A 21,018-nucleotide genomic window follows, 5' to 3' on the forward strand; every position below is an offset into this window, starting at 1 on the left:
CCTCCGCAGACGGTTTTCCGCTTACGAGAAGAAATTGTGGACAACCATCGCGGTCGTTTCCGATGCAATCAGCGCCGCCAACTGGATTCGCGCCTGCCCCGCCCGCAGTTCGCGGGAGAACACCGCGCCCGCATCGACCAGATCGTGCCCACCTCCGCCGCCGCCGTAGCTCGGCGAGGTCTCACCGAACGGCACCCGCGTCGTGACGACCGCGTGCACCCCAGCAGCCACTGCCTCTCTCACCGCGCGGACGACACGGGCGTTGGTGTTGCCCGAGCCCGTCGCCTCGAGCACGATGCCCGACGCCCCGGCGTCGACGCAGGCATCTATCTGGACGCCGTCGGCACCGGGATACAGCGCGACGATGTCCACGCGGACCCCGGCAATGGGCTTCCACCGCAACGGTTTCGGTCGCGGCATCGCGGCGGATCGGAACGCGTCGAGCTCGGTGGTGTGCTTCTTGATCGCCCCCCGAGCCGGCAGCAACCGCCCGCCGAAGGCGATCAGCACACCGCGCTCGGACCGCGCTGCCGCCACTGCCGCGGCGATATTGCTCGGGCCGTCCGGATCGGGATGGTCGGCGGTGCGCTGCGCCCCGGTGAACACCACCGGACGCTCGTCACCGTGGAACAGATCGACGTAGAGCGCCGACTCCTCCATGGTGTCCGTCCCGTGCAGCACGACCACTCCGATGCAGCCGTCGTTGGCCAGTGCGTCGACCACCGCCGTACGGATGGTGTCGAGATCCGCGAAGTCCAACGCCGAGCTGTCCTTCGACATCACCTCGCGCACCTCGACACCGTCGACGTCGATCCCGAGACCGGCCACCGGCCGAGAGACACCGTGCTCGTCGCGCCTACTGGCAATCGTGCCGCCGGTGGTCAACAACGCGACATGGTCACTCATCGGCGGCCGCCACCTCCCGAATTCTGTTGCGACACAAGTACCAACCGCCGATCAGCATCGGTGCGATGAGCAGGATCGACGCCACCGTCCAGGTACCCACCGGTTTGTCGAAGGCCATCAAAACGAGTACACACGCCAAGAAGCCTAGCGTTGCGTACCCGGTGTACGGGGCGCCGAACAGCTTGAACGCAGGTCGGGTGACCGCGCCGGTCTTGGACAGCGACCAGAACTTGAGCTGACACGCGACTATCACGGCCCACGCGCTGATGATGCCGAGCGCGGCGAGGTTGAGCACGATCTCGAAGGCCTGACTCGGGACCACTGCGTTGAGCACGACGCCGAGCAACGTCACCACCGACGTCAGCGCGATGCCGCCGTACGGCACCCCCGACTTGTTCATCCGGGCCGCGAATTTCGGTGCCGAGCCGGCGACCGCCATCGAGTGCAGAATGCGCCCGGTGGAGTACAGCCCGGCGTTGAGCGAGGACAGCGCTGCCGTGAGGACGACGAGGTTCATGATCGCGTCGGCCCCCTCGACGTCGATGGCACCGAAGAACGTTACGAACGGACTCTCGCCTGCCTGATAACTGGTGTACGGCAACAGCAACGAGAGCAGCAGCACCGATCCGACGTAGAACACGACGATGCGAACGATGACGGTGTTGATCGCCTTGGGGATCACCTTCTCGGGGTTCTGCGTCTCCCCGGCAGCGGTGCCGACCAGCTCGATCGAGGCGTACGCGAACACCACACCCTGGATCACCACGATCGCAGGCAACAGCCCGTTGGGGATCAGTCCCCCGTTGTCGGTCAGCACGCTCAGCCCCGGCTCCTGCCCGTCGATAGGCGTTCCGAAGATGACGAAGTAGGTACCGATCACCAGAAAGGTCACCAGCGCAACAACTTTGATGAGCGCGAACCAGAACTCGAGCTCGCCGAACACCTTGACCGACACCAGGTTCAACCCGAGAACGAGCACCAAGCCCGCTAGCGCGAACACCCACTGGTCGACGTTGCCCAGCGGGGCCCAGTACTTCTTGAAAAAGTTCATGTACAGAGCCACAGCCGTGACGTCCACGACAGCCGTCATCGCCCAGTTCATCCAATACAGCCAACCGGCCGCGAAAGCGACTTTCTCCCCGAAGAATTCGCGTGAGTACGAGACGAACGATCCCGAGGTCGGCCGGTGCATCACCAGTTCGCCCAGTGCGCGCAGGATCAGGAAGGCGAAGAATCCACACAGCGCGTACACCAGTACCAGCGCCGGGCCGGCGTCGCGCAGTCGCCCGCCCGCACCCATGAACAGCCCGGTGCCGATGGCACCGCCGATGGCGATCATCTGAATCTGGCGAGGAGCCAGCTCTTTTCGATAGCCGGGGTCCTCTTCGGTGAAGGCCTTACGGGTATCGACACTCCGATTCTCGGTGCTCATCGCATTACCTCGTCGACGTCTCGGGAGCATCTGCATGCTCGACGGGGGCCACACGCAGGTTCGCGAGGTGCTCGGGACTCAGGAGTCGATCCAACTCGTCCCGGGCCAGCAGCCCCTTCTCGAGGACGAGGTCGACCACATTTCGGCCACTGACCAACGCTTCCTGCGCAATGGCCGTCGATTCCACGTATCCGAGATACGGACTCAGCGCGGTGATCAGGCCGATGGAGTTCTCGACGCGCTCACGCAATAGGTCCACATTGGCGGTGATGCCGTCCACGCAACGATGCGCGACGGTACGGCACGCGGCACTCAGATGCGCCATGCCGTCGGACAGGGATTTGACGATGATCGGCTCGAATGCGTTGAGCTGCAACTGCCCCGCCTCGGCCGCCATCGTGATCGTGACGTCGTGGCCGATCACCTCGTACGCAACCTGATTGAGTACCTCGGGAATGACGGGGTTGACCTTGCCGGGCATGATCGACGAACCCGCTTGCATCGGCGGCAGATTGATCTCGTTGAAGCCTGCCCGCGGACCGGACGACAGCAGCCGGAGGTCGTTGCAGATCTTCGACAGTTTCACCGCGACGCGCTTGAGTACACCGGACAGGTGCACGAACTGTCCCACATCCTGGGTTGCCTCGATCAGATCCGTTGCGGTCACCAGCGGCAGACCGGTGATGGTGCGCAGGTGCGCGACGGCCGATTCGGTGTATCCGGCGGGTGCGTTCAGACCGGTCCCGATCGCGGTGGCTCCGAGGTTGATCTCGTGCACCAGCAGCGCCGCTTCCTCGAGACGCGAGCAGTCCTCGTCGATCATGATGGCGTAGGTGCCGAACTCCTGGCCCAGGGTCATCGGCACCGCGTCCTGTAGCTGCGTGCGACCCATCTTGACGACTGTGGCGAACTCACTTGCTTTGCGACCGAACGAATCTCGCAACACCTTCATCGAGGCGATGAGCTCGTGGACCGCGAAGATGGTCGCGATGTTCACCGACGTCGGATACACGTCGTTGGTGGACTGCGACGCGTTCACGTGCTCGTTGGGATGCAGCATGCTGTAGTCGCCGCGCGGGTGCCCGAGGATTTCCAGAGCACGGTTCGCGATGACCTCGTTGGCGTTCATGTTGGTCGAGGTGCCAGCGCCGCCCTGAATGACGTCGACGACGAACTCCTCGTGCCACTGGCCGTCGAGAATTTCCTGGCACGCCGTGCGGATCGCTTCCCCGCGGGTGGCGTCGAGGATTCCGAGATCCTGATTGGCCGACGCAGCAGCCCACTTGACGGCCGCGAGTCCGCGAACGAGGTGCGCGTTGGTGGAGATCGGACGCCCGGTGATGGGGAAGTTCTCGAGAGCGCGCAGGGTGTGGATCCCCCAATACACACTCGACGGGATGTCACGTTCCCCGAGAAGATCCTTCTCGATGCGGGTATCGACCACGGTGCGCTCCTAGGTGGGGGTGTCCAGCTGTCCGGCTGTCTGACAGGTAGAGTGTGGCGCAGAACACCTCGTCGGTCAACCCCACGCTAGGATCACCCTATGAACCTGTCGGACAGCTGGGCAGTCAGCGCGCCCACGAATGCCCGGATGAGCGCAGCCGAGGCCGTGTTCGCGGACCTTCGCGCGGCTATCGCGTCGGGCGATCTCCCCGTCGGGCAGAAGTTGCCGTCCGAGGCCGCGCTGGCCACCCGGCACAGCGTCAGCCGTTCGGTCATCCGCGAGGCGCTGCGCTCCTGCCACGCCCTCGGACTGACCGAAACCAAAACGGGGCTGGGTACTTTTGTCGTCCGCGATCGGGTCGGGAGCGACCTCGACATCGGCAACTACGCCGCCCGTGAATTGATGGAGGCCCGCCCGCACGTGGAGATCCCCGCGGCCGGTTGGGCTGCGGAGCGCCGGACCGAAGAGGAGCTGACGGTGCTCGCCGGCCTGGCCGACGAGATGCGCTCGGAGGACGACCACGAGGCCTGGGTACTGCTGGACGCGCAGTTCCACACCGCCATCGCGCGCGCGAGCAAGAACCGCGTGTTCGAGTCGATCATCGTCGACATCCGCGACGCGTTGACGCGGCAATCGGAGACCCTCAACCTCGTCGCGCACCGGCAGGAGCAATCCAACGTCGAACACGACGCGATCGTCGACGGCATCCGATCCGGCGAGTACGACGCGGCAGCACGCGCCATGACCGCGCACCTCGATGCCGTCCGCTATGCCGTGGAGTCGCTCGCCGATCGGCCGGATCAGTAGTACTACTAGGCCGGAGTGGAGCCTGCGGAACGACCCCTACTAGGCCGGGAGTGGAGCCTGCGGAACGACCCCTACTAGGCTGGGAGTGGAGCCTGCGGAGCGACCCCCGATAGGCTGCTCCCCGTGACGAAGGTATTGAACTCCCTCCCGGTCGGTGAACGAATTGGCATTGCATTCTCCGGCGGTCTCGACACCTCGGTGGCGGTCGCGTGGATGCGCGAGCACGGCGCGATCCCGTACGCCTACACCGCCGACATCGGCCAGTACGACGAGCCGGATCTGTCCGATGTGCCCGAGCGCGGCCTGGCCTACGGGGCCGAGCAGGCGCGGCTCATCGACTGCCGCGAACCTCTCGTCGAGGAGGGCTTGGCTGCACTGACCTGCGGTGCGTTCCACATCCGCTCGTCGCTGCAGACGTACTTCAACACCACTCCGCTCGGTCGTGCGGTGACCGGCACGATGCTGGTGCGCGCCATGCAGGAAGACGGCGTCTCGATCTGGGGCGACGGATCGACCTACAAGGGCAACGACATCGAGCGGTTCTACCGCTACGGTCTGCTCGCCAATCCGGAGCTGCGGATCTACAAGCCGTGGCTGGACGAGGCATTCGTCGCCGAGCTCGGCGGCCGCCACGAGATGTCGCAGTGGCTCACCCAGCGCACCCTCCCCTACCGTGACTCGGCCGAGAAGGCGTACTCCACCGACGCCAACATCTGGGGTGCCACGCACGAGGCCAAGAGCCTCGAATACCTCGACACGTCCCTCGAGATCGTCAACCCCATCATGGGCGTCCGCTTCTGGGACCCCGAGGTGGAGATCGCCGCCGAGGAAGTCACCGTCGAGTTCGAGCGCGGCCGCCCGGTCCGCATCAACGGCAAAAGCTTCGACAGCGCCGTCGACCTCGTCATGGAGGCCAACTCCATCGGCGGACGCCACGGACTCGGCATGAGCGACCAGATCGAGAACCGCATCATCGAAGCCAAGAGCCGCGGCATCTACGAGGCCCCGGGCATGGCGCTGCTGCACATCACCTACGAGCGACTCGTAAACGCCGTCCACAACGAGGACACTGTCGCGTCGTACCACAACGAGGGCCGACGACTCGGACGCCTGCTGTACGAGGGACGCTGGTTCGACCCGCAGGCACTGATGCTGCGCGAGGGCCTGCAGCGCTGGGTCGGCAACGTCGTCAGCGGCAGCGTGACACTGCGTCTGCGCCGCGGCCAGGACTTCACGATCGTCGACACCCAGGGCAGCAACTTCAGCTACCACCCCGAGAAGCTGTCGATGGAACGCAGCCAGGGCCAGGCGTTCTTCCCCGGCGACCGCATCGGACAGTTGACGATGCGCAATCTCGACATCGCCGATTCACGCAGCAAACTCGAGCAGTACGCCGCCCAGAATCAGCTCACCGCCTGGGGCGACCTGATCGGCGAACTGCCCGCAGGCGGAGCCGACGCCATCGCCGCGAGCAGCCCCGGCAGTGCGGTGGACTCCTCGGCACTCGACCACGCCGCCATCGAGTCCGGCACCGACTGAAGCTGGCTGCCGAACTCGAAGTTATGGACGGATTTCCGCCGATTTCCGTCCATAACTTCGAGTTCGGCTACTCCTCATGTTCCGTCAAGCCCTCATGCTCGTCTCGTTCGGCCCACTCGAGTAACTCGTCGATGACGAACACTGCATCGTCGATGCCCGCGTGCAGATCACCCAATTCGGCAAATCTGGCCGGCACCGTGAACATCGTGAACTCGCGCGGATCGACGTCGGCAACCTCGTCCCAGGAGATCGGCGTCGACACCGTCGCCTGCTGATTTCCCCGCACCGAATACGCGCTGGCGATGGTGTGATCACGGGCATTCTGGTTGTAGTCCACGAACAGTTTCGCCGGATCACGATCCTTGCGCCACCACGTGGTGGTGACGTCCTCCGGTGCGCGACGCTCCACTTCACGCGCGAAAGCCAGTGCGGCCCTTCGCAAGTCCTTGAATCCGTGGGCCGGGTCGATCCGAACGTAGATGTGCAGACCATGACCGCCCGATGTCTTGGGCCAGCCGACGGCACCGAGATCTCCCAGGACTTCCTGCACCACCCCGGCGACGCGTCGTACTCGGTCGAAGGGGCAGTCGGGCATCGGGTCGAGGTCGATGCGCCACTCGTCGGGCATCTCGACGTCGGCGCGGCGGCTGTTCCACGGATGAAACTCGACGGTCGACATCTGCACCGCCCAGGCCACGTGCGCCAGTTCCGTCACGCACAGCTCGTCCGCGGTGCGGTTGTAGCGGGGAAACGTCACCTGCACGGTCTCGAGCCACGGCGGCGCGCCGTTGGGCACGCGCTTCTGGTGCACCTTGTCACCGGCGAGGCCCTTCGGAAAGCGGTGCATCATGCACGGACGTTCCCGCAGTGCGCGCACGATGCCGTCGCCCACGCTCAGGTAGTAGTTCACCAAATCCAGCTTGGTGGCACCGCTCTCGGGGAAATACACCCGATCGGGATTGGAGATGCGGACGATGCGGTCGCCCACCGGTATCTCGATCGATGGTGAGCTACTGGCCATGAGATCGAGGGTATGCGATCAAGAACGTCGCTGTTCAGGAACGAAGCGTGATGCCGTATCGATCTCTCTTGCGGTAGATCGTCGCTCGGCTCATGCCAAGTTCCTCGGCCGCCTCGTTCATGGTGATGCCGGGGCGGGAGAGCACGCGGATCATCTCGTCTCGCTCGAAGGTCTCGATGCGGGTGAGCCGATGACTGGTGCGCGAGAGCACCTCGGGCGGCAGATGGTGGACTCCGATGACGTCGGCGCGGACGGCCGCCTTGTGCATCACCGTGGCCAACTCGCCGACGTTGCCCGGCCACGGATGTTCCCGCAGCGCTCGCTCGGCAGCAGCGGTGAGCGTGACCTGTCGGCCGCGCACCCGCCCGGCCAGATGCAGGGCGAGCGGGGCGATGTCGTCGGGCCTGTTTCGTAGCGGTGGTACCTCGACCACGGTGCGCAGCAGTCCCGCGAGTGCCGGCGGAACGTCGTCGTAGTTCGACGCCGTGACGGTGACGGGTACCCCGTGGCCGGCGCGACGGATCAGTTCGGCGAGGGCATCGGCCGCACGGGCGGGAAGCCTGTCGACATCCCGGATGATCACTGCCGTATCGGGTTTCGGCAGCTCGGGTGTCCAGAGGTCGAGCCACGCCTCGACGTCCCAGGCGGCCGGTGCTCCGGCACTGAGGATGCGGCCGCGCGGGCGTGCTGCGCGCAGTGCGCGAGCGAGCACGGTGGCCCGGCCCGATCCTGGCTCACCGACCATGAGAACCGAACCATGTTCGGCCAGAGCAGCTTCCGCAGACCCGAGTGCGCTACGCCAACCTGGGGAAAGATCGTCGAGGATGCCCGATCCCGGCCCACTGTGCGCGGTCTCGACCCGGAACACCTCACCGCGCGGGGCCCGCCGCGGATGCTGACCCTGCGATCGCGCAAGCATCATCGCCGAGGTGTTCCCCGCAGCCGACTGTGCAAGGGCCAGAAGCAGATCCGACGACGACTCCGACCAGGTGGTCAGATTGACGCAGCCCTCCACTCGGCCGGTGAGGGGATCGAGGACCGGTGCCGCCGCGCACGTGTACCCGGCGAGCGGGAGCGAATAGTGTTCGTCCGCCCTCACCACCGCGGGCACCTGATCCGCCAGCGCCAGCGCGAGGCCGTTGGTACCGGCCTGGTCCTCCGCATACGAGAAGCCGGGTGCCAGATGCACGCGGTCGAGCGCAGCCAGCAGTTCGCGATCGGCGCTGACGCGGTCCAACACGAGACCATCGGCATCGGTGAGCATCATCGACACCGGTTCGTTCGCCAACGTGTCACGCAACCCGTTCAGTACCTCGCGGCCGCATCGGTAGAACAGGGACTCGTCGTCGTGGGTTCCCGAGAACACCGGAGCAACCTCGTCGAGCGACACCCCGTACCGCTGGCTACGGTGCCACGACGCGAGGAGTCGATGCGAGACGGCAGCGAGGGGCTCCGAATGGAGTCGGGCCCGCGAGAGACCCCCGGTATCTGCCATGTGATCCAGGTTACATTCGCGAGTCGCCATCATTGCCGGTGCAGCGTCTCGAATTGAGACGCCGAAGCCGACACGGCGGCTCCGTGCGGACCTACCGTCGTTCCCACAACGACGTGACGCACGTCACGTATGGCACCACTCGGGAGGCACACCGCATGTACACCAAGAACGGCGAGAATTTCTTCATCGTCGACGCCCACGTCGCTCTGTGGGATGCGCGGGAGCAGAACCAGCGCAACATCCACGGCAAGCAGTTCATCGACTGCTTCTACGACTACCACCGCAACCTTTCGCCCGAGAGCGAGCTGTGGACGTACGACGAGTACCTCTACCAGGGCGGCGAGCGGTTGATGCACGACCTGTTCGAGATCGGATACGTCGATCACGCCATTTTCCAGCCCGCCCACCTCGGCGAGTTCTACAAGACCGGCTTCGGCCAGACCGAGGAGGCCTCTGCACTCGCGGCAGCTCACCCGGACAAGCTGACCTACAACCACCACTTCGACCCGCGCAACGGCGAACGCGGCCTCGACCAACTGCGCGCGGACGCGGAGCGCTTCGGGCTGAAGGGCGTCAAGCTGTACACCGCCGAGTGGCACGGCGATTCCCGCGGCTACAAGCTCGACGACGACTGGACGCGGCGCTACCTCGAGGTGTGCCGCGAAGTCGGCATCAAGAACATCCACGTGCACAAGGGGCCCACCATCCGTCCGCTCGATCGCGATGCGTTCGACGTTGCGGACGTCGACCATGTGGCCACCGACTTCACCGATCTGAACTTCGTCGTCGAACACTGCGGCTTGCCTCGACTCGAGGACTTCTGCTGGATCGCCACCCAGGAGCCCAACGTGTATGCCGGCCTCGCCGTTGCCATTCCGTTCATGCACACGCGCCCGAAGTACTTCGGTCAGATCATGGGTGAACTGCTGTACTGGCTCGGCGAGGACCGCATCTTCTTCTCTTCCGACTACGCGCTGTGGACACCCAAGTGGCTGGTCGAAGGGTTCGTCGACTTCCAGATCCACGAGTCCCTCGACGAATACGCACCCATCACGCTCGAGCAGAAGAAGAAGGTGCTCGGACTCAACGCCGCCAAGCTCTACGACATCCCGGTGCCGGCAGAACTGCAGCTGCCCGACGCCGACGAGACCGAGACCGGGCCGCGTCAACCCGAACGCGCCGACCTCGCGGCGGTGTGAGATGACGACCGCTACGACTACCAGGAAGGACGAGGCGTACGCCGCCCTCGGCGTCGTCCTGGATCCCGAATTGGACGAGCCCATCACTGATCTCGGGTTCGTGCGATCTCTCCAGGTCGACGACGGGACAGTGCACGTTCATCTTCGACTGCCGACGTCGTTCTGTTCGCCGAACTTCGCGTATCTGATGGCGGGAGACTCCAAGGATGTGCTGACGGCGTTGCCGTGGACCGAGCGGGTGCTGGTCGAACTCGACGATCACCACGACTCGGACAAGATCAACGCCGGCCTCGCGGCCGACGCCGGCTACCGGGGCACTTTCGGGCACGAGGCCGAAGAGGATCTCGAGGAATTACGCGCGACGTTCCGCCGCAAGGCGTATGTGGCGGCGATGGAACGGTCGCTCATGGCATGGTTGCGCGTCAATCCCGACTCGACCGAGAACGACTTGGCCGCAGTTGTTCTCGGAGACCTTCCGGATGATCGCACCTCGACCGCCCTGCTCAGTCGCCGCGAGGCACTCGGCCTGAGGGTCGACCCGGCCGCTCCGGCACTGGTCGACCATGCGGGTCGGCCGCACACCGGTGACCTGACGATGGTGATGCGGCGCGCCCGCGCCACCCGCGTCTCGATCGACGGCAACGCGCACTTCTGCCGCGGATTGCTGCAGACCCGCTACCCGGGGTCGGAGGAGCAGCAAGTTCCGCGCGTGGAAGGCGCGTTCATCCCTCTCACCACTCTCACCGTCCAGCACAGCACTACACAGGAGCAGTCACGATGAGCACGATGCGCGCAGTCCAGGTGGTCGGGTACCACAAGAATCTGGAGATGACCGAGGTTCCGATTCCTGAAGTACAGGGCCCACTCGACGTCATCGTCAAGATCGGCGGCGCAGGAGTGTGCCGCACCGATCTGCACATCCTCGAAGGCCAATGGGCCGAGAAGTCCGGCGTCACACTGCCGTACACGATCGGGCACGAGAACGCCGGATGGGTCCACGCGGTCGGCTCCGCCGTCACCAACGTCCGAGAGGGCGACAAGGTGATACTGCATCCGTTGGTCACGTGCGGACTGTGCCGGGCGTGTCGATCCGGAGACGACGTCCATTGCGAGACGAGCGATTTCCCCGGCATCGACACCAACGGTGGATACGCGGACTACCTTCGGACCAACGCCAGAACCGTCGTCAAGATCGACGATTCACTCGAACCGTCCGCCGTGGCCGCGCTGGCCGATGCCGGTCTGACGGCGTATCACGCGGCGGCGAAGGCGGCCAGGCGTCTGACTCCACGCGACAAGTGCGTCGTCATCGGAGCAGGCGGCCTGGGCCACATCGGTATTCAGGTACTCGAGGCGCTGTCCCCGGCCGAGTTGATCGTCATCGACCGCAACGCCGATGCCGTGAAGCTGGCGCTCACCCTGGGCGCAGATCACGCGGTGGTCGCCGACGGTACCCAGGTCGATCAGGTCATGGAACTCACCGGCGGATTCGGCGCCGAGGTGGTACTCGACTTCGTCGGCGAAAATGGCTCCACCGCAGAGGGATTGGCGATGACCAGACGGGCCGGTGACTATCAGGTGATCGGCTACGGCGAGAACGTCGACGTGCCGACCATCGACCTGGTGTCGGCGGAGAAGAACATCGTCGGCAACCTCGTCGGGTCCTACAACGACCTGTGCGATCTGATGTCTCTCGCCGCGCGCGGTGCCGTGAACCTGCATACGCAGACCTACGCACTGGACGACTTTCAGAGTGCCATCGACGACCTCGACAACGGACGGGTTCGCGGCCGCGCGATTCTCGTACCCTGAAATCGGGTAGTAACCACCGACACAACCCCAACAACGAGGAGCAACGTTGATCTTCATCACCGCCAAGTTCAAGGTCAAGCCCGAGTACGCCGACAACTGGCCCGAGATCTCACGCGACTTCACCGAGGCATGCCAGGCCGAGGAGGGATGCCTCTGGTACTTCTGGTCGCGCACCCTCGACGACCCCACCGAGTACGTCCTGGTGGAGGCATTCAAGGATCCCGATGCCGGTGCCGCCCATGTGAATTCGGATCACTTCAAGCAAGCCCAGAAGGACCTCCCGCCATACCTGCAGGAGACACCGAAGATCATCAGCCAAGAGGTGGACGGCACCGACTGGAACGAACTGGGCGAGCTCGCGGTCGACTAGTTCGAGTCGCGATCCCGGACCACCTGCCCCAGAGTCACGATCGCGTCGGCGAACTGTCCAGGCAACTCCTGAGGCGGGTTGTGGCCGCAATCGACCTGACGAACGTCGATCAGGTCGGTGAAGTGCGCCGTGTGGTCCGGGCTGCCGTACAGCGAGGCGACGGTGTCCTCGGTCGGATCGATCACGACCGTGGGCACCGTGATCCTCGGCTGCTGTGTCAGCAACTCCTGCGTTGCTGCATAGGCCGGTTCCCCGGGCTCGATGCCGTATCGGTGCCGGTAGGAGTGCACGGACACGTCCACGAAGTCGGAGTTGTCGAACGAGGGTGCGGTGGCCGCGAACTCGGAGTCACCGAACCGCCAGGTGGGCGACCAATCCGTCCACAGAGTCTGTGCGATCTCTGCGCGGTAGGCCGCCAGCCCGGCCCGGCCTCGCTCGGAGTGCAGGTAGTACTGGTACCAGTACCGCTTCTCGAGGTGTGGCAGCACCGGCGTGGATACCGCCGCGTCGATGTCCTGTACGAGGTACCCGGACACGCTCACTAGACCGGATACCAACTCCGGCCACACCGCGGCGACGACGCAGGCAGCTCGCCCACCCCAGTCGTAGCCGGCGACGATGGGCTTGTTCAGGTCCAGCGCGATGATCAGCTCGCGGAGATCGTGGCCGATTGCGGCCTGCTCACCGGAGCGCATCGTGTCGGCGTCGTCGAACCGGGTCGGTCCGAAGCCGCGTAGGTACGGCACCACCACGTCGTGACCGGATTCGGCGAGCAGCCTGGCGACGTCGTCGTAGGACCTGGTGTCGTAAGGAAACCCGTGCAGCAGCACCACTGCGCGGCCGGACGGATCACCGAAGCGGTCGAAGGCGATGTCCAGCACCCCTGCGCGAATCATCATGGGTCCATGCTCGCATTGCGATGGCGGACTGCGCCGACGGTCAACTGCTCAGCACGTCCCGCATGCCGGGAGCGAGGACATCGGACAGGTCGGTCCACGGGACTGTGATCGTGATGAGGCCGATGCCATAGGCCCCCGCCTGGTAGTCACCGAAGTGAATGTTCATCCCCTCCGGTGATGCCGTCCAGTTGCCGAAGTTGGCTACCGTCGGCTCGATTCCCGAGCGCTCGAAGCTCTCGCCTGCCCTGGTGGTCGGAAGGATCTTCGCTGCTTGATCCGACAACCGGGCAAGGCCTGCGTCGAGATCGGTGAAGGCATCGCCGAGGGAGATCGGTTGCGCGGTGTCGGCGTCGATCGTGACGGTCGCAAGCAGTGAATTACCGTGCGCTCCAGGCGGCACGGCGATCCAATCGGTGATCTGTTCGGCACTGATCACGCGCCGGCCGACGTAGGTCGCACCTGTCGAGTAGCCGTCGCTGAGAGCGAAGTCGTATCCGTAGTCGCGGTCGATCTGATCTTGCAGCGCAGCGCGCATCGACTCGTTGAACTCCGCCGTCACGGCGGGATCCCCACCACTGAGCTGCGGAATGGCGACATCGTAGGTTGCATATTGCGTGGATCCGGTGACCCGAGTGCTGCCGACGACGTACGACTCGGTGGCATTGGAGGTAGTGGGCGGAGTTGTACTCGTCGGCTCGGCGCGCTGAGTGGTGACTGTGACATCGGTAGTCGTCGGTGCGGACGCGGGCGTGGCGGTTCCAGAGTTGGAACAACCCGCTAGGGCCGCTGTCACGGCCAATACGGCGGCCAACGAGCGAATACGAGTCATGACCGACCCTAACCACTGCGCGGCGCCTCACTCAATAGGAACTGGCTGCGGAATACCGACTCCGCAGCTAGCGTCGAAAAGTCAGGTTCGTGTCGACCGGCCACGTTTCGAAGGGAGTTCGATGAGAACGAGGGGCATCATCACCAATCTGCGCGTGCCGAACGTGGACGCGGCCAAGTCGTTCTACTCCGAGTTTCTCGGTCTGCGTTCGGAGGAGTTCGATATGGGGTGGGTTGCGCGGCTGACGTCGCCCGATCGCCCGGTCAGCGTTCAGCTGGTTACCCGCGACGAGAGCGCACCGGAGGATTCTGTGATGTCGGTGCACACCGACGATGTCGAGGGCGCGTACGCCGAAGCGCAGAAGCTCGGCTACGAGATCGTGTATCCGTTGACCACCGAGCCGTGGGGCGTACGCCGCTTCTTCGTTCGCGCTCCCGACGGCAACGTCATCAACATCGCGTATCACCGGGACTGACTGCTTCGGAATCGGGTGCAGCTGACCGCGCTGAGCGCGGCTCATTGCACCCGATTCGAAGCCCCGCAGCACGAAAAAGCCCGACCCCCTCGAAAGGGAGTCGGGCTTTTTCAGCGTAGGGGCTGGACTCAGAAGTCCATGCCGCCCATGCCACCGGTCGGATCGCCGGCGGGCGCTCCGGCCTTCTCGGGCTTGTCGGCGACGACGGCCTCGGTGGTGAGGAACAGAGCCGCGATGGACGCTGCGTTCTGCAGTGCCGAGCGGGTGACCTTGACCGGGTCGTTGATGCCTGCAGCGAGCAGGTCCTCGTACTCGTTGGTCGCGGCGTTGAGGCCGTGACCGGCGGGCAGGTTGGCAACCTTGTCCGCAACGACGCCGGGCTCGAGGCCTGCGTTGAATGCGATCTGCTTGAGCGGGGCGGACAGCGCGACGCGAACGATGTTCACGCCGGTTGCCTCGTCACCGTCGAGCTTGAGGTTGTCGAGTGCGGGCGCAGCCTGGAGCAGTGCCACGCCGCCACCGGCGACGATGCCTTCTTCGACGGCTGCCTTGGCGTTACGCACGGCATCTTCGATGCGGTGCTTGCGCTCCTTGAGCTCGACCTCGGTTGCCGCTCCGGCCTTGATGACTGCAACGCCGCCGGCCAGCTTGGCCAGGCGCTCCTGCAGCTTCTCGCGGTCGTAGTCGGAATCGGAGTTCTCGATCTCGGCGCGGATCTGGTTGACGCGACCGGCGATGGCGTCGGAATCTCCCGAGCCCTCGACGATGGTGGTCTCGTCCTTGGTGATGACGACCTTGCGTGCCTGACCGAGCAGCTCGAGTCCGGCGGTCTCCAAGGAGAGGCCGACCTCTTCGCTGATGACCTCGCCACCGGTGAGGATGGCGATGTCGGCGAGCTGCGCCTTGCGACGGTCACCGAATCCGGGAGCCTTGACGGCGACGGACTTGAAGGTGCCACGGATCTTGTTCACCACGAGGGTGGAGAGAGCTTCGCCCTCGACGTCCTCGGCGATGATGACGAGCGGCTTACCGGACTGGATGACCTTCTCCAGCAGCGGCAGCAGGTCCTTGACGGTGCTGATCTTGGAGCTGACGAGCAGGATGTACGCGTCTTCGAGGACGGCTTCCTGGCGCTCTGCATCGGTGGCGAAGTACGCCGAGATGTAGCCCTTGTCGAAGCGCATGCCCTCGGTGAGCTCGAGCTGCAGGCCGAAGGTGTTGGACTCCTCGACCGTGATGACGCCTTCCTTGCCGACCTTGTCCATTGCCTCGGCGATGAGCTCGCCGATGGACGGGTCGCCTGCGGAGATGCCAGCGGTAGCAGCGATCTGCTCCTTGGTGTCGATCTCCTTGGCGGACGCGAGCAGCGACTCGGTGACGGCTGCAACAGCCTTCTCGATGCCGCGCTTGAGGCCGAGCGGGTTCGCGCCGGCTGCGACGTTGCGCAGGCCTTCACGGACGAGTGCCTGGGCGAGAACGGTGGCGGTGGTGGTGCCGTCGCCTGCGACGTCGTCGGTCTTCTTGGCGACCTCCTTGACGAGCTCGGCACCGATCTTCTCGTAGGGATCTTCGAGCTCGATCTCCTTGGCGATGGAAACACCATCGTTGGTGATCGTGGGAGCTCCCCACTTCTTCTCGAGTACGACGTTGCGACCCTTGGGGCCCAACGTCACCTTTACTGCGTCGGCGAGGGCATTGAGGCCTCGCTCGAGGCCACGGCGTGCCTCTTCGTCGAACGCGATGATCTTGGCCATTGCGAAGTGATCCTCCGGATTGGGGGTGACACATTGCTGGCCGAGCTCGGTGCCCGCGACGGACGACCAGGGGTGTCGTTGATTCCCCGGCCTCACCGTGTCCCGACCTGGCACTCACGTGTCGAGAGTGCCAACTGCATTTCTAGCACTCGCCCATGGCGAGTGCAAGGTCGTCCGCCATCGGCGAACCGCCGCACCCCCATGCCCGACGCCACCGCGCGGCGAAAGTCGCGAGCGGATGCTCGGTCGAGCCGTCGTTCGTGACGCACTGTTCACACCCGTACGCATTGTTGACATCCGAATGCAGTGCATCGAACCCTCGACACCAATACCGTTGAGCAACAACAGCTTCGACGTCAAAAAATTCGGACGAAACCCCACAAATCCGACAGCAAGGATCGAAACATGTCCGATACGGTCGACACCTCGTACGACAACTCGGCGATGGACCACGAGGAAGAGGGCTATCACAAGGGCCTCAAACCTCGGCAGTTGCAGATGATCGCGATCGGCGGTGCGATCGGCACCGGCCTGTTCCTCGGCGCAGGTGGACGCCTCGCCAGCGCCGGGCCCGGCCTCTTCCTCGCCTATGCCCTCTGCGGCATCTTCGTCTTCTTCATCCTGCGCGCACTCGGCGAGCTGGTGCTGCATCGCCCGTCCTCGGGCAGCTTCGTCTCGTACGCGCGCGAGTTCTTCGGCGAGAAGGCAGCGTTCGTCGCGGGCTGGATGTACTTCTTGAACTGGGCGATGACGGCCATCGTGGACGTCACTGCCATCGCGACGTACATGCATTACTGGGGCAGCTTCGAGGTGATTCCACAGTGGGTCATCGCCTTGATCGCGCTGGTCATCGTCATGAGTCTGAACCTCGTCTCGGTCAAGTGGTTCGGTGAGATGGAATTCTGGGCAGCAATCATCAAGGTCATCGCGTTGGTGACGTTCCTGATCGTGGGCGTGGTGTTCCTCGCGGGTCGCATCCCCGTCGGTACCCAGATGCCGGGCATCAGTCTCATCACCGACAACGGCGGCCTGTTCCCATCGGGTGCGTGGCCGCTGGTCATCGTCATCTCCGGCGTCGTGTTCGCCTATGCCGCAGTCGAATTGGTCGGTACGGCCGCCGGCGAGACCGAGAACCCGGAGAAGATCATGCCGCGGGCGATCAACTCGGTCATCGCCCGTATCGCACTGTTCTACGTCGGTTCGCTGGTGCTGCTCGCCCTGCTGATGCCGTACACCGCGTACCAGTCCGGCACCTCGCCGTTCGTCACGTTCTTCTCGAGCATCGGCCTCGGCGGCGCGGGCACCATCATGAACATCGTCGTGCTCACGGCGGCCCTGTCCAGCCTCAATGCCGGGCTGTACTCGACGGGCCGCATCCTGCGGTCGATGGCGATGAACGGCAGCGCGCCGGAGTTCACCAAGAAGATGACCAAGGGCGGAGTTCCGTTCGGCGGCATCCTGCTCACCTGTTTCATCACACTGTTCGGTGTGGCGCTCAACGCCGTCGCCCCTGGCGAGGCGTTCGAGATCGTGTTGAACATGTCCGCACTGGGCATCATCGCCAGCTGGGCCACCATCGTGCTGTGCCAGATCCAGTTGTTCCGTTGGTCGAAGAAGGGCATCGTGGAGCGGCCCAAGTTCCGCCTCTTCGGGGCGCCGTACACCAGCTACGCGACGCTGGTGTTCCTGTTCGGCGTGCTGGTGCTGATGGCCTTCGACGCCCCGATCGGCTCGTGGACCATCGCCACCCTGGTCGTCATCGTCCCGGCACTGATCGGTGGCTGGTTCCTGGTGCGCACCAAGGTGCTCACCGTCGCCGAGGAACGACTCGGGTACACCGGCCAATACCCGGTTGTGGCCAATCGCCCGACCGAACCGGAGGAGTAGCGATCTCGCGTGGCGGGGCTCGCAGGCACGGGCCCTGTCACGTGGATTTCAGCCAACGAGAGCGAGTGAACGGCGACCGTCGCGGCGGCGGTTCCGGAACTCCGGCTGTCACTGCCGCCGCCACCGCGTCGCTGAGCTCGGCGCAGGTTCGGAAGCGATCCGACGGATCCTTCGCCAACGCCCTCGCGACCACCGCGTCGAGCCCCCGCGGCAACGAGCGTCGACGACGCGTCACCGACGGCGGCTCGGAAGTGAGATGTGCAGCAGTGATGGCCAACGGCGTGGCCAGTGGATACGGCGTCCGGCCGGTCGCCAGTTCGACGAGCGTCGCCCCCAGTCCGTAGACGTCGGTCTGCGCACTCGGCACTCCCCCACGGAGCAGCTCCGGTGCCGCATACGGGATGGATGCCATCACCGTCCCACCCGCAGCGAGCGGAGTCGAATCACCCAGCAGGCGTGCAATTCCCCAGTCGGACAACAACACCTGCTCGTAGCCGTCGAATCGCTCGGTGGAGATGAGAATGTTCGCCGGCTTGACGTCCCGATGCACGACGCCCTGCGAGTGGGCGTAGTCGAGTCCCTTGGCCACCTCGGCGACGATGCGCGCCACCCGGGAGACGTCGAGTGCGATCTGTCCGCGGGCAACGAGCCGCGCGGCGCTGTAGCCGTCCACGTAGTGCATGGACATCCACAGCCGGTGCTCGAACTCACCGTGTTCGTGCACCGACACGATGTTCGGGTGCACCAGCCGTGCGGCGACGGCCGCTTCCATCCGAAACTTGTTGCGCAGCCTCGGGGATCGCGACGCGTGCCGGTCCAGAATCTTGAGAGCCTCTAGCCGATCGTGGCCGCGCCCGAGAACCAGGTACACCTCGCTCATACCGCCGACCCCGAGACGTCGCTGAATCCGAAAACCCGCGAACTCCGAACCCGACTGCACTCGACTGGTCACCGAATGACCTGCTGCACAGCATTGTTCACGCCGCGAAATGCAAGGGGTGATACAACCGGACACGTCCGCAGCATCGGCAGAACTGTAGTCCGTTCGGCTGCTCGGGGCGACTCGACGGAAACCGCACGCATGCCTGTTTCCCAGTTCGGCAGCCCTCACGAGTTTCGCCACCAGCGCCGATGTCGTTTATGGTGATAGCCGGTACTTGACCGAAACAAGAGAAGAAGAACGGCAAACCGATAGTGGTCAGCCGATTGCGGTGACTCGAGTTGTAAGGAAGTCAAGTAAGTGAAAGCAATAAAGGAAGCCTGGGGAGGCCTGCTCAAGCCGGTCTTCATCCCAGCATCGATCATCATCTTCGTCATGATCGCCTTCTCCGTGATCTACGCGAGCACGGCGGCAGATTCGTTCGACAAGCTCAACAAGGCCATCACGGCAGGCGTCGGCTGGTGGTACATCCTCGCCGCGACCGGTTTCGTGCTGTTCGCCCTGTACTGCGGATTGAGCCGAGTCGGCAACATCCGCCTCGGCCGCGACGACGAGAAGCCCGAGTTCGGCGTCCTCTCGTGGTTCGCCATGCTGTTCTCCGCGGGCATGGGCATCGGCCTGGTGTTCTACGGCGTTGCCGAGCCGCTCTCGCACTACGTGACGCCCCCCGAGGCCGGTGGCCTCCCCGGCAGCACCGACCCGGCTGCGCGCCAGGCCATGGAGCTCACGCTGTTCCACTGGGGCCTGCACGCCTGGGCGATCTACGTCGTAGTCGGCCTCGGCATGGCGTACATGACGTACCGCAAGGGGCGCCCGCTGACCGTCCGCTGGCTGCTCGAACCGTTACTCGGCCGCAAGCGCATCGAGGGCCCGATCGGTCACACCATCGACACCGTCGCGATCGTGGGCACCCTGTTCGGTGTTGCGACCTCACTCGGATTCGGCGTCCAACAGATCTCCGCGGGTCTCGAGTTCCTGGGCTGGGTCGAGACCACCAACCTGTTCGTGATCGTGCTCATCGCAGTGATCACCGGCATCGCCACCTTCTCCGTGGTCAGTGGCGTGTCCAAGGGACTCAAGTGGCTCTCGAACATCAACATGGGACTGGCGGCCTCGCTCGCGCTGTTCGTGCTGCTCCTCGGTCCGACGCTGTTCCTGATGCAGTCCTGGGTTCAGAACCTCGGCGGCTACGTTCAAGCCCTGCCCGAGCTGTCCCTGCGCACCTCCCCCTTCTCCGACGACGGATGGGCCGGCGGGTGGACCATCTTCTACTGGGGTTGGTGGATGAGCTGGGCACCGTTCGTCGGCATGTTCATCGCACGCATCTCGCGTGGACGCACCATCCGTGAATTCGTATTCGGCGTGCTGCTGGCACCGACCATCGTGGGATCGCTGTGGTTCACCATCTTCGGCGACACCGGCATCCTGCGTCAGCGCAACGACGGCGATCTGCTCGACGCCGAAGGAGCGGTGAACAACAACACCAGCCTGTTCCAGGTACTCGATGGCCTGCCCATCGCCGTCCTCACCAGCGTCATCGCCATCGCGGTGATCGTGTTCTTCTTCGTGACGTCCTCGGACTCGGGATCGCTGGTTATCGACATCCTCGCGACCGGCGGCGAGCTGGAAACCCCGAAGATCACGCGCGTCTACTGGGCCGTTCTTCAGGGCGTGGCGGCAGCCGTCTTGCTCCTGGTCGGTGGAACCAGTTCTCTGACTGCGTTGCAGACGATGTCGATCGCGACAGCGGTGCCGTTCTCGATCGTGCTGGTGCTGGCGTGTGTGTCGATGCTCAAGGCGTTCCGCTACGACGTCGCTACGACCCCGCGTTATCTACGAGTGACCGCGACGCCGGACGTCACGGAGGACCAGCCCGAGGCACCGACGCCCCAGGCTGAGCGCAAGCGGGCAACCGCCGGGATTTCGTCGACGTTCTCCGGTCTGACACCGTCCAAATCGGGGCTTACACCCCCGCTCACCGACGGAAGCGTCGTACTCGCGGTGCACGAGGTGCCCACCGAGCAACTCGAGATTCATCCGGAGACGGGCGCAGTGGAGTACTCCGGCGACAATGCTCCGGTCGATCCCTTGGGCGGCGAGGTCTTCGACACTCAGGAGTTCGCGGACTCCGCCGAAGGACACAACCAGAACAACCACTCCAGCTGATCCGACTCGACCACTTCTGGCCCTCGCGAATCTCTCGCGGGGG

Annotated in this window: 18 protein-coding genes; 9 read left to right on the forward strand and 9 right to left on the reverse strand. The window is 64.7% G+C overall.

Translation table 11 applies throughout. The features are described from left to right. Positions 1–21 precede the first annotated feature (21 nt). Genes MTX35_RS07990 through aspA form a run of 3 tightly spaced genes read right to left on the reverse strand, consistent with a single transcriptional unit; the run spans position 22 to position 3,782 of the window. Positions 22–906, reverse strand: a complete 885-nt coding sequence (locus tag MTX35_RS07990; protein WP_243594468.1) for an asparaginase — start codon at positions 904–906, stop codon at positions 22–24. Continuing rightward, positions 899–2,338 carry an amino acid permease gene (locus MTX35_RS07995; protein WP_243594469.1) on the reverse strand — a complete coding sequence of 480 codons (1,440 nt, stop codon included), beginning with the start codon at positions 2,336–2,338 and terminating at the stop codon, positions 899–901. Before MTX35_RS07995 ends, MTX35_RS07990 begins: the two co-directional genes overlap by 8 nt. Before the next feature lie 4 nt (positions 2,339–2,342). Continuing rightward, positions 2,343–3,782: an aspartate ammonia-lyase gene (gene aspA, locus MTX35_RS08000; RefSeq protein WP_243594470.1), complete on the reverse strand. Its 1,440-nt coding sequence runs from the start codon at positions 3,780–3,782 to the stop codon at positions 2,343–2,345. A gap of 99 nt (positions 3,783–3,881) precedes the next feature. Between aspA and MTX35_RS08005 the strand changes: the two genes are divergently transcribed. After that, positions 3,882–4,589 (forward strand): FadR/GntR family transcriptional regulator, encoded by a 708-nt coding sequence (locus tag MTX35_RS08005; protein ID WP_243594471.1) that lies wholly within the window; start codon positions 3,882–3,884, stop codon positions 4,587–4,589. Between the two features lie 123 nt (positions 4,590–4,712). Next, positions 4,713–6,128: an argininosuccinate synthase gene (argG, locus tag MTX35_RS08010; protein ID WP_243594472.1), complete on the forward strand. Its 1,416-nt coding sequence runs from the start codon at positions 4,713–4,715 to the stop codon at positions 6,126–6,128. Between the two features lie 67 nt (positions 6,129–6,195). On the opposite strand, the gene ligD is transcribed toward argG, so the two are convergent. Beyond that, entirely contained in the window at positions 6,196–7,149 is a 954-nt protein-coding gene (ligD, locus tag MTX35_RS08015; RefSeq protein WP_243594473.1) for a non-homologous end-joining DNA ligase, read from the reverse strand. A gap of 34 nt (positions 7,150–7,183) precedes the next feature. Next, complete coding sequence (locus MTX35_RS08020) at positions 7,184–8,644, reverse strand: helix-turn-helix domain-containing protein (protein WP_243594474.1); 1,461 nt, start codon at positions 8,642–8,644, stop codon at positions 7,184–7,186. 155 nt (positions 8,645–8,799) lie between these two features. Here MTX35_RS08020 and MTX35_RS08025 point away from each other — a divergent pair, with 155 nt between their 5' ends. The 4 genes from MTX35_RS08025 to MTX35_RS08040 are packed head-to-tail and all read left to right on the forward strand — an operon-like array spanning position 8,800 to position 12,025. Then, on the forward strand, positions 8,800–9,843 hold the full coding sequence (locus MTX35_RS08025) for an amidohydrolase family protein (RefSeq protein ID WP_243594475.1): 1,044 nt from the start codon (positions 8,800–8,802) through the stop codon (positions 9,841–9,843). A 1-nt stretch (position 9,844) separates the two neighbouring features. Next, positions 9,845–10,624: an iron-sulfur cluster assembly protein gene (locus MTX35_RS08030; RefSeq protein ID WP_243594476.1), complete on the forward strand. Its 780-nt coding sequence runs from the start codon at positions 9,845–9,847 to the stop codon at positions 10,622–10,624. Between the two features lie 5 nt (positions 10,625–10,629). After that, positions 10,630–11,655 carry an NAD(P)-dependent alcohol dehydrogenase gene (locus tag MTX35_RS08035; RefSeq protein WP_243594690.1) on the forward strand — a complete coding sequence of 342 codons (1,026 nt, stop codon included), beginning with the start codon at positions 10,630–10,632 and terminating at the stop codon, positions 11,653–11,655. Between the two features lie 46 nt (positions 11,656–11,701). Further along, complete coding sequence (locus MTX35_RS08040) at positions 11,702–12,025, forward strand: putative quinol monooxygenase (RefSeq protein WP_243594477.1); 324 nt, start codon at positions 11,702–11,704, stop codon at positions 12,023–12,025. Here MTX35_RS08040 and MTX35_RS08045 read toward each other — a convergent pair. Together MTX35_RS08045 and MTX35_RS08050 are read right to left on the reverse strand one after the other, a co-directional pair. Further along, positions 12,022–12,924: an alpha/beta fold hydrolase gene (locus tag MTX35_RS08045; RefSeq protein WP_243594478.1), complete on the reverse strand. Its 903-nt coding sequence runs from the start codon at positions 12,922–12,924 to the stop codon at positions 12,022–12,024. The genes MTX35_RS08040 and MTX35_RS08045 overlap by 4 nt on opposite strands. A gap of 40 nt (positions 12,925–12,964) precedes the next feature. Beyond that, a complete protein-coding gene (locus MTX35_RS08050) occupies positions 12,965–13,753 on the reverse strand; it encodes an RsiV family protein (RefSeq protein WP_243594479.1) in 789 nt (262 codons plus the stop codon). A gap of 121 nt (positions 13,754–13,874) precedes the next feature. Here MTX35_RS08050 and MTX35_RS08055 point away from each other — a divergent pair, with 121 nt between their 5' ends. Next, positions 13,875–14,228, forward strand: a complete 354-nt coding sequence (locus tag MTX35_RS08055) for a VOC family protein (protein ID WP_243594480.1) — start codon at positions 13,875–13,877, stop codon at positions 14,226–14,228. 128 nt (positions 14,229–14,356) lie between these two features. Here MTX35_RS08055 and groL read toward each other — a convergent pair whose 3' ends face one another. Beyond that, positions 14,357–15,982 carry a chaperonin GroEL gene (groL, locus tag MTX35_RS08060; protein ID WP_243594481.1) on the reverse strand — a complete coding sequence of 542 codons (1,626 nt, stop codon included), beginning with the start codon at positions 15,980–15,982 and terminating at the stop codon, positions 14,357–14,359. Positions 15,983–16,387: 405 nt separating this feature from the next. Here groL and MTX35_RS08065 point away from each other — a divergent pair, with 405 nt between their 5' ends. Next, the gene (locus MTX35_RS08065; RefSeq protein ID WP_243594482.1) at positions 16,388–17,869 is read left to right on the forward strand and encodes an amino acid permease; all 1,482 of its coding nucleotides are present in this window, start codon (positions 16,388–16,390) and stop codon (positions 17,867–17,869) included. 37 nt (positions 17,870–17,906) lie between these two features. On the opposite strand, the gene MTX35_RS08070 is transcribed toward MTX35_RS08065, so the two are convergent. Further along, entirely contained in the window at positions 17,907–18,821 is a 915-nt protein-coding gene (locus tag MTX35_RS08070) for a serine/threonine-protein kinase (protein ID WP_243594483.1), read from the reverse strand. A 288-nt stretch (positions 18,822–19,109) separates the two neighbouring features. Between MTX35_RS08070 and MTX35_RS08075 the strand changes: the two genes are divergently transcribed. Then, entirely contained in the window at positions 19,110–20,975 is a 1,866-nt protein-coding gene (locus tag MTX35_RS08075) for a BCCT family transporter (protein ID WP_243594484.1), read from the forward strand. Positions 20,976–21,018 lie beyond the last annotated feature (43 nt).

This window comes from Rhodococcus sp. ARC_M12 (genome assembly GCF_022810385.1).
Lineage (GTDB): Bacteria > Actinomycetota > Actinomycetes > Mycobacteriales > Mycobacteriaceae > Rhodococcoides > Rhodococcoides navarretei.

Excerpts from the sequence above, each read along its gene's own strand:
- MTX35_RS07990 (WP_243594468.1), bottom strand. The coding sequence starts at position 906 with ATGAGTGACCATGTCGCGTTGTTGACCACCGGCGGCACGATTGCCAGT.
- MTX35_RS07995 (WP_243594469.1), bottom strand. The coding sequence starts at position 2,338 with ATGAGCACCGAGAATCGGAGTGTCGATACCCGTAAGGCCTTCACCGAA.
- MTX35_RS08005 (WP_243594471.1), top strand. The coding sequence starts at position 3,882 with ATGAACCTGTCGGACAGCTGGGCAGTCAGCGCGCCCACGAATGCCCGG.
- ligD (WP_243594473.1), bottom strand. The coding sequence starts at position 7,149 with ATGGCCAGTAGCTCACCATCGATCGAGATACCGGTGGGCGACCGCATC.
- MTX35_RS08020 (WP_243594474.1), bottom strand. The coding sequence starts at position 8,644 with ATGGCAGATACCGGGGGTCTCTCGCGGGCCCGACTCCATTCGGAGCCC.
- MTX35_RS08025 (WP_243594475.1), top strand. The coding sequence starts at position 8,800 with ATGTACACCAAGAACGGCGAGAATTTCTTCATCGTCGACGCCCACGTC.
- MTX35_RS08030 (WP_243594476.1), top strand. The coding sequence starts at position 9,845 with ATGACGACCGCTACGACTACCAGGAAGGACGAGGCGTACGCCGCCCTC.
- MTX35_RS08035 (WP_243594690.1), top strand. The coding sequence starts at position 10,630 with ATGCGCGCAGTCCAGGTGGTCGGGTACCACAAGAATCTGGAGATGACC.
- MTX35_RS08045 (WP_243594478.1), bottom strand. The coding sequence starts at position 12,924 with ATGATGATTCGCGCAGGGGTGCTGGACATCGCCTTCGACCGCTTCGGT.
- MTX35_RS08050 (WP_243594479.1), bottom strand. The coding sequence starts at position 13,753 with ATGACTCGTATTCGCTCGTTGGCCGCCGTATTGGCCGTGACAGCGGCC.
- MTX35_RS08055 (WP_243594480.1), top strand. The coding sequence starts at position 13,875 with ATGAGAACGAGGGGCATCATCACCAATCTGCGCGTGCCGAACGTGGAC.
- groL (WP_243594481.1), bottom strand. The coding sequence starts at position 15,982 with ATGGCCAAGATCATCGCGTTCGACGAAGAGGCACGCCGTGGCCTCGAG.
- MTX35_RS08065 (WP_243594482.1), top strand. The coding sequence starts at position 16,388 with ATGTCCGATACGGTCGACACCTCGTACGACAACTCGGCGATGGACCAC.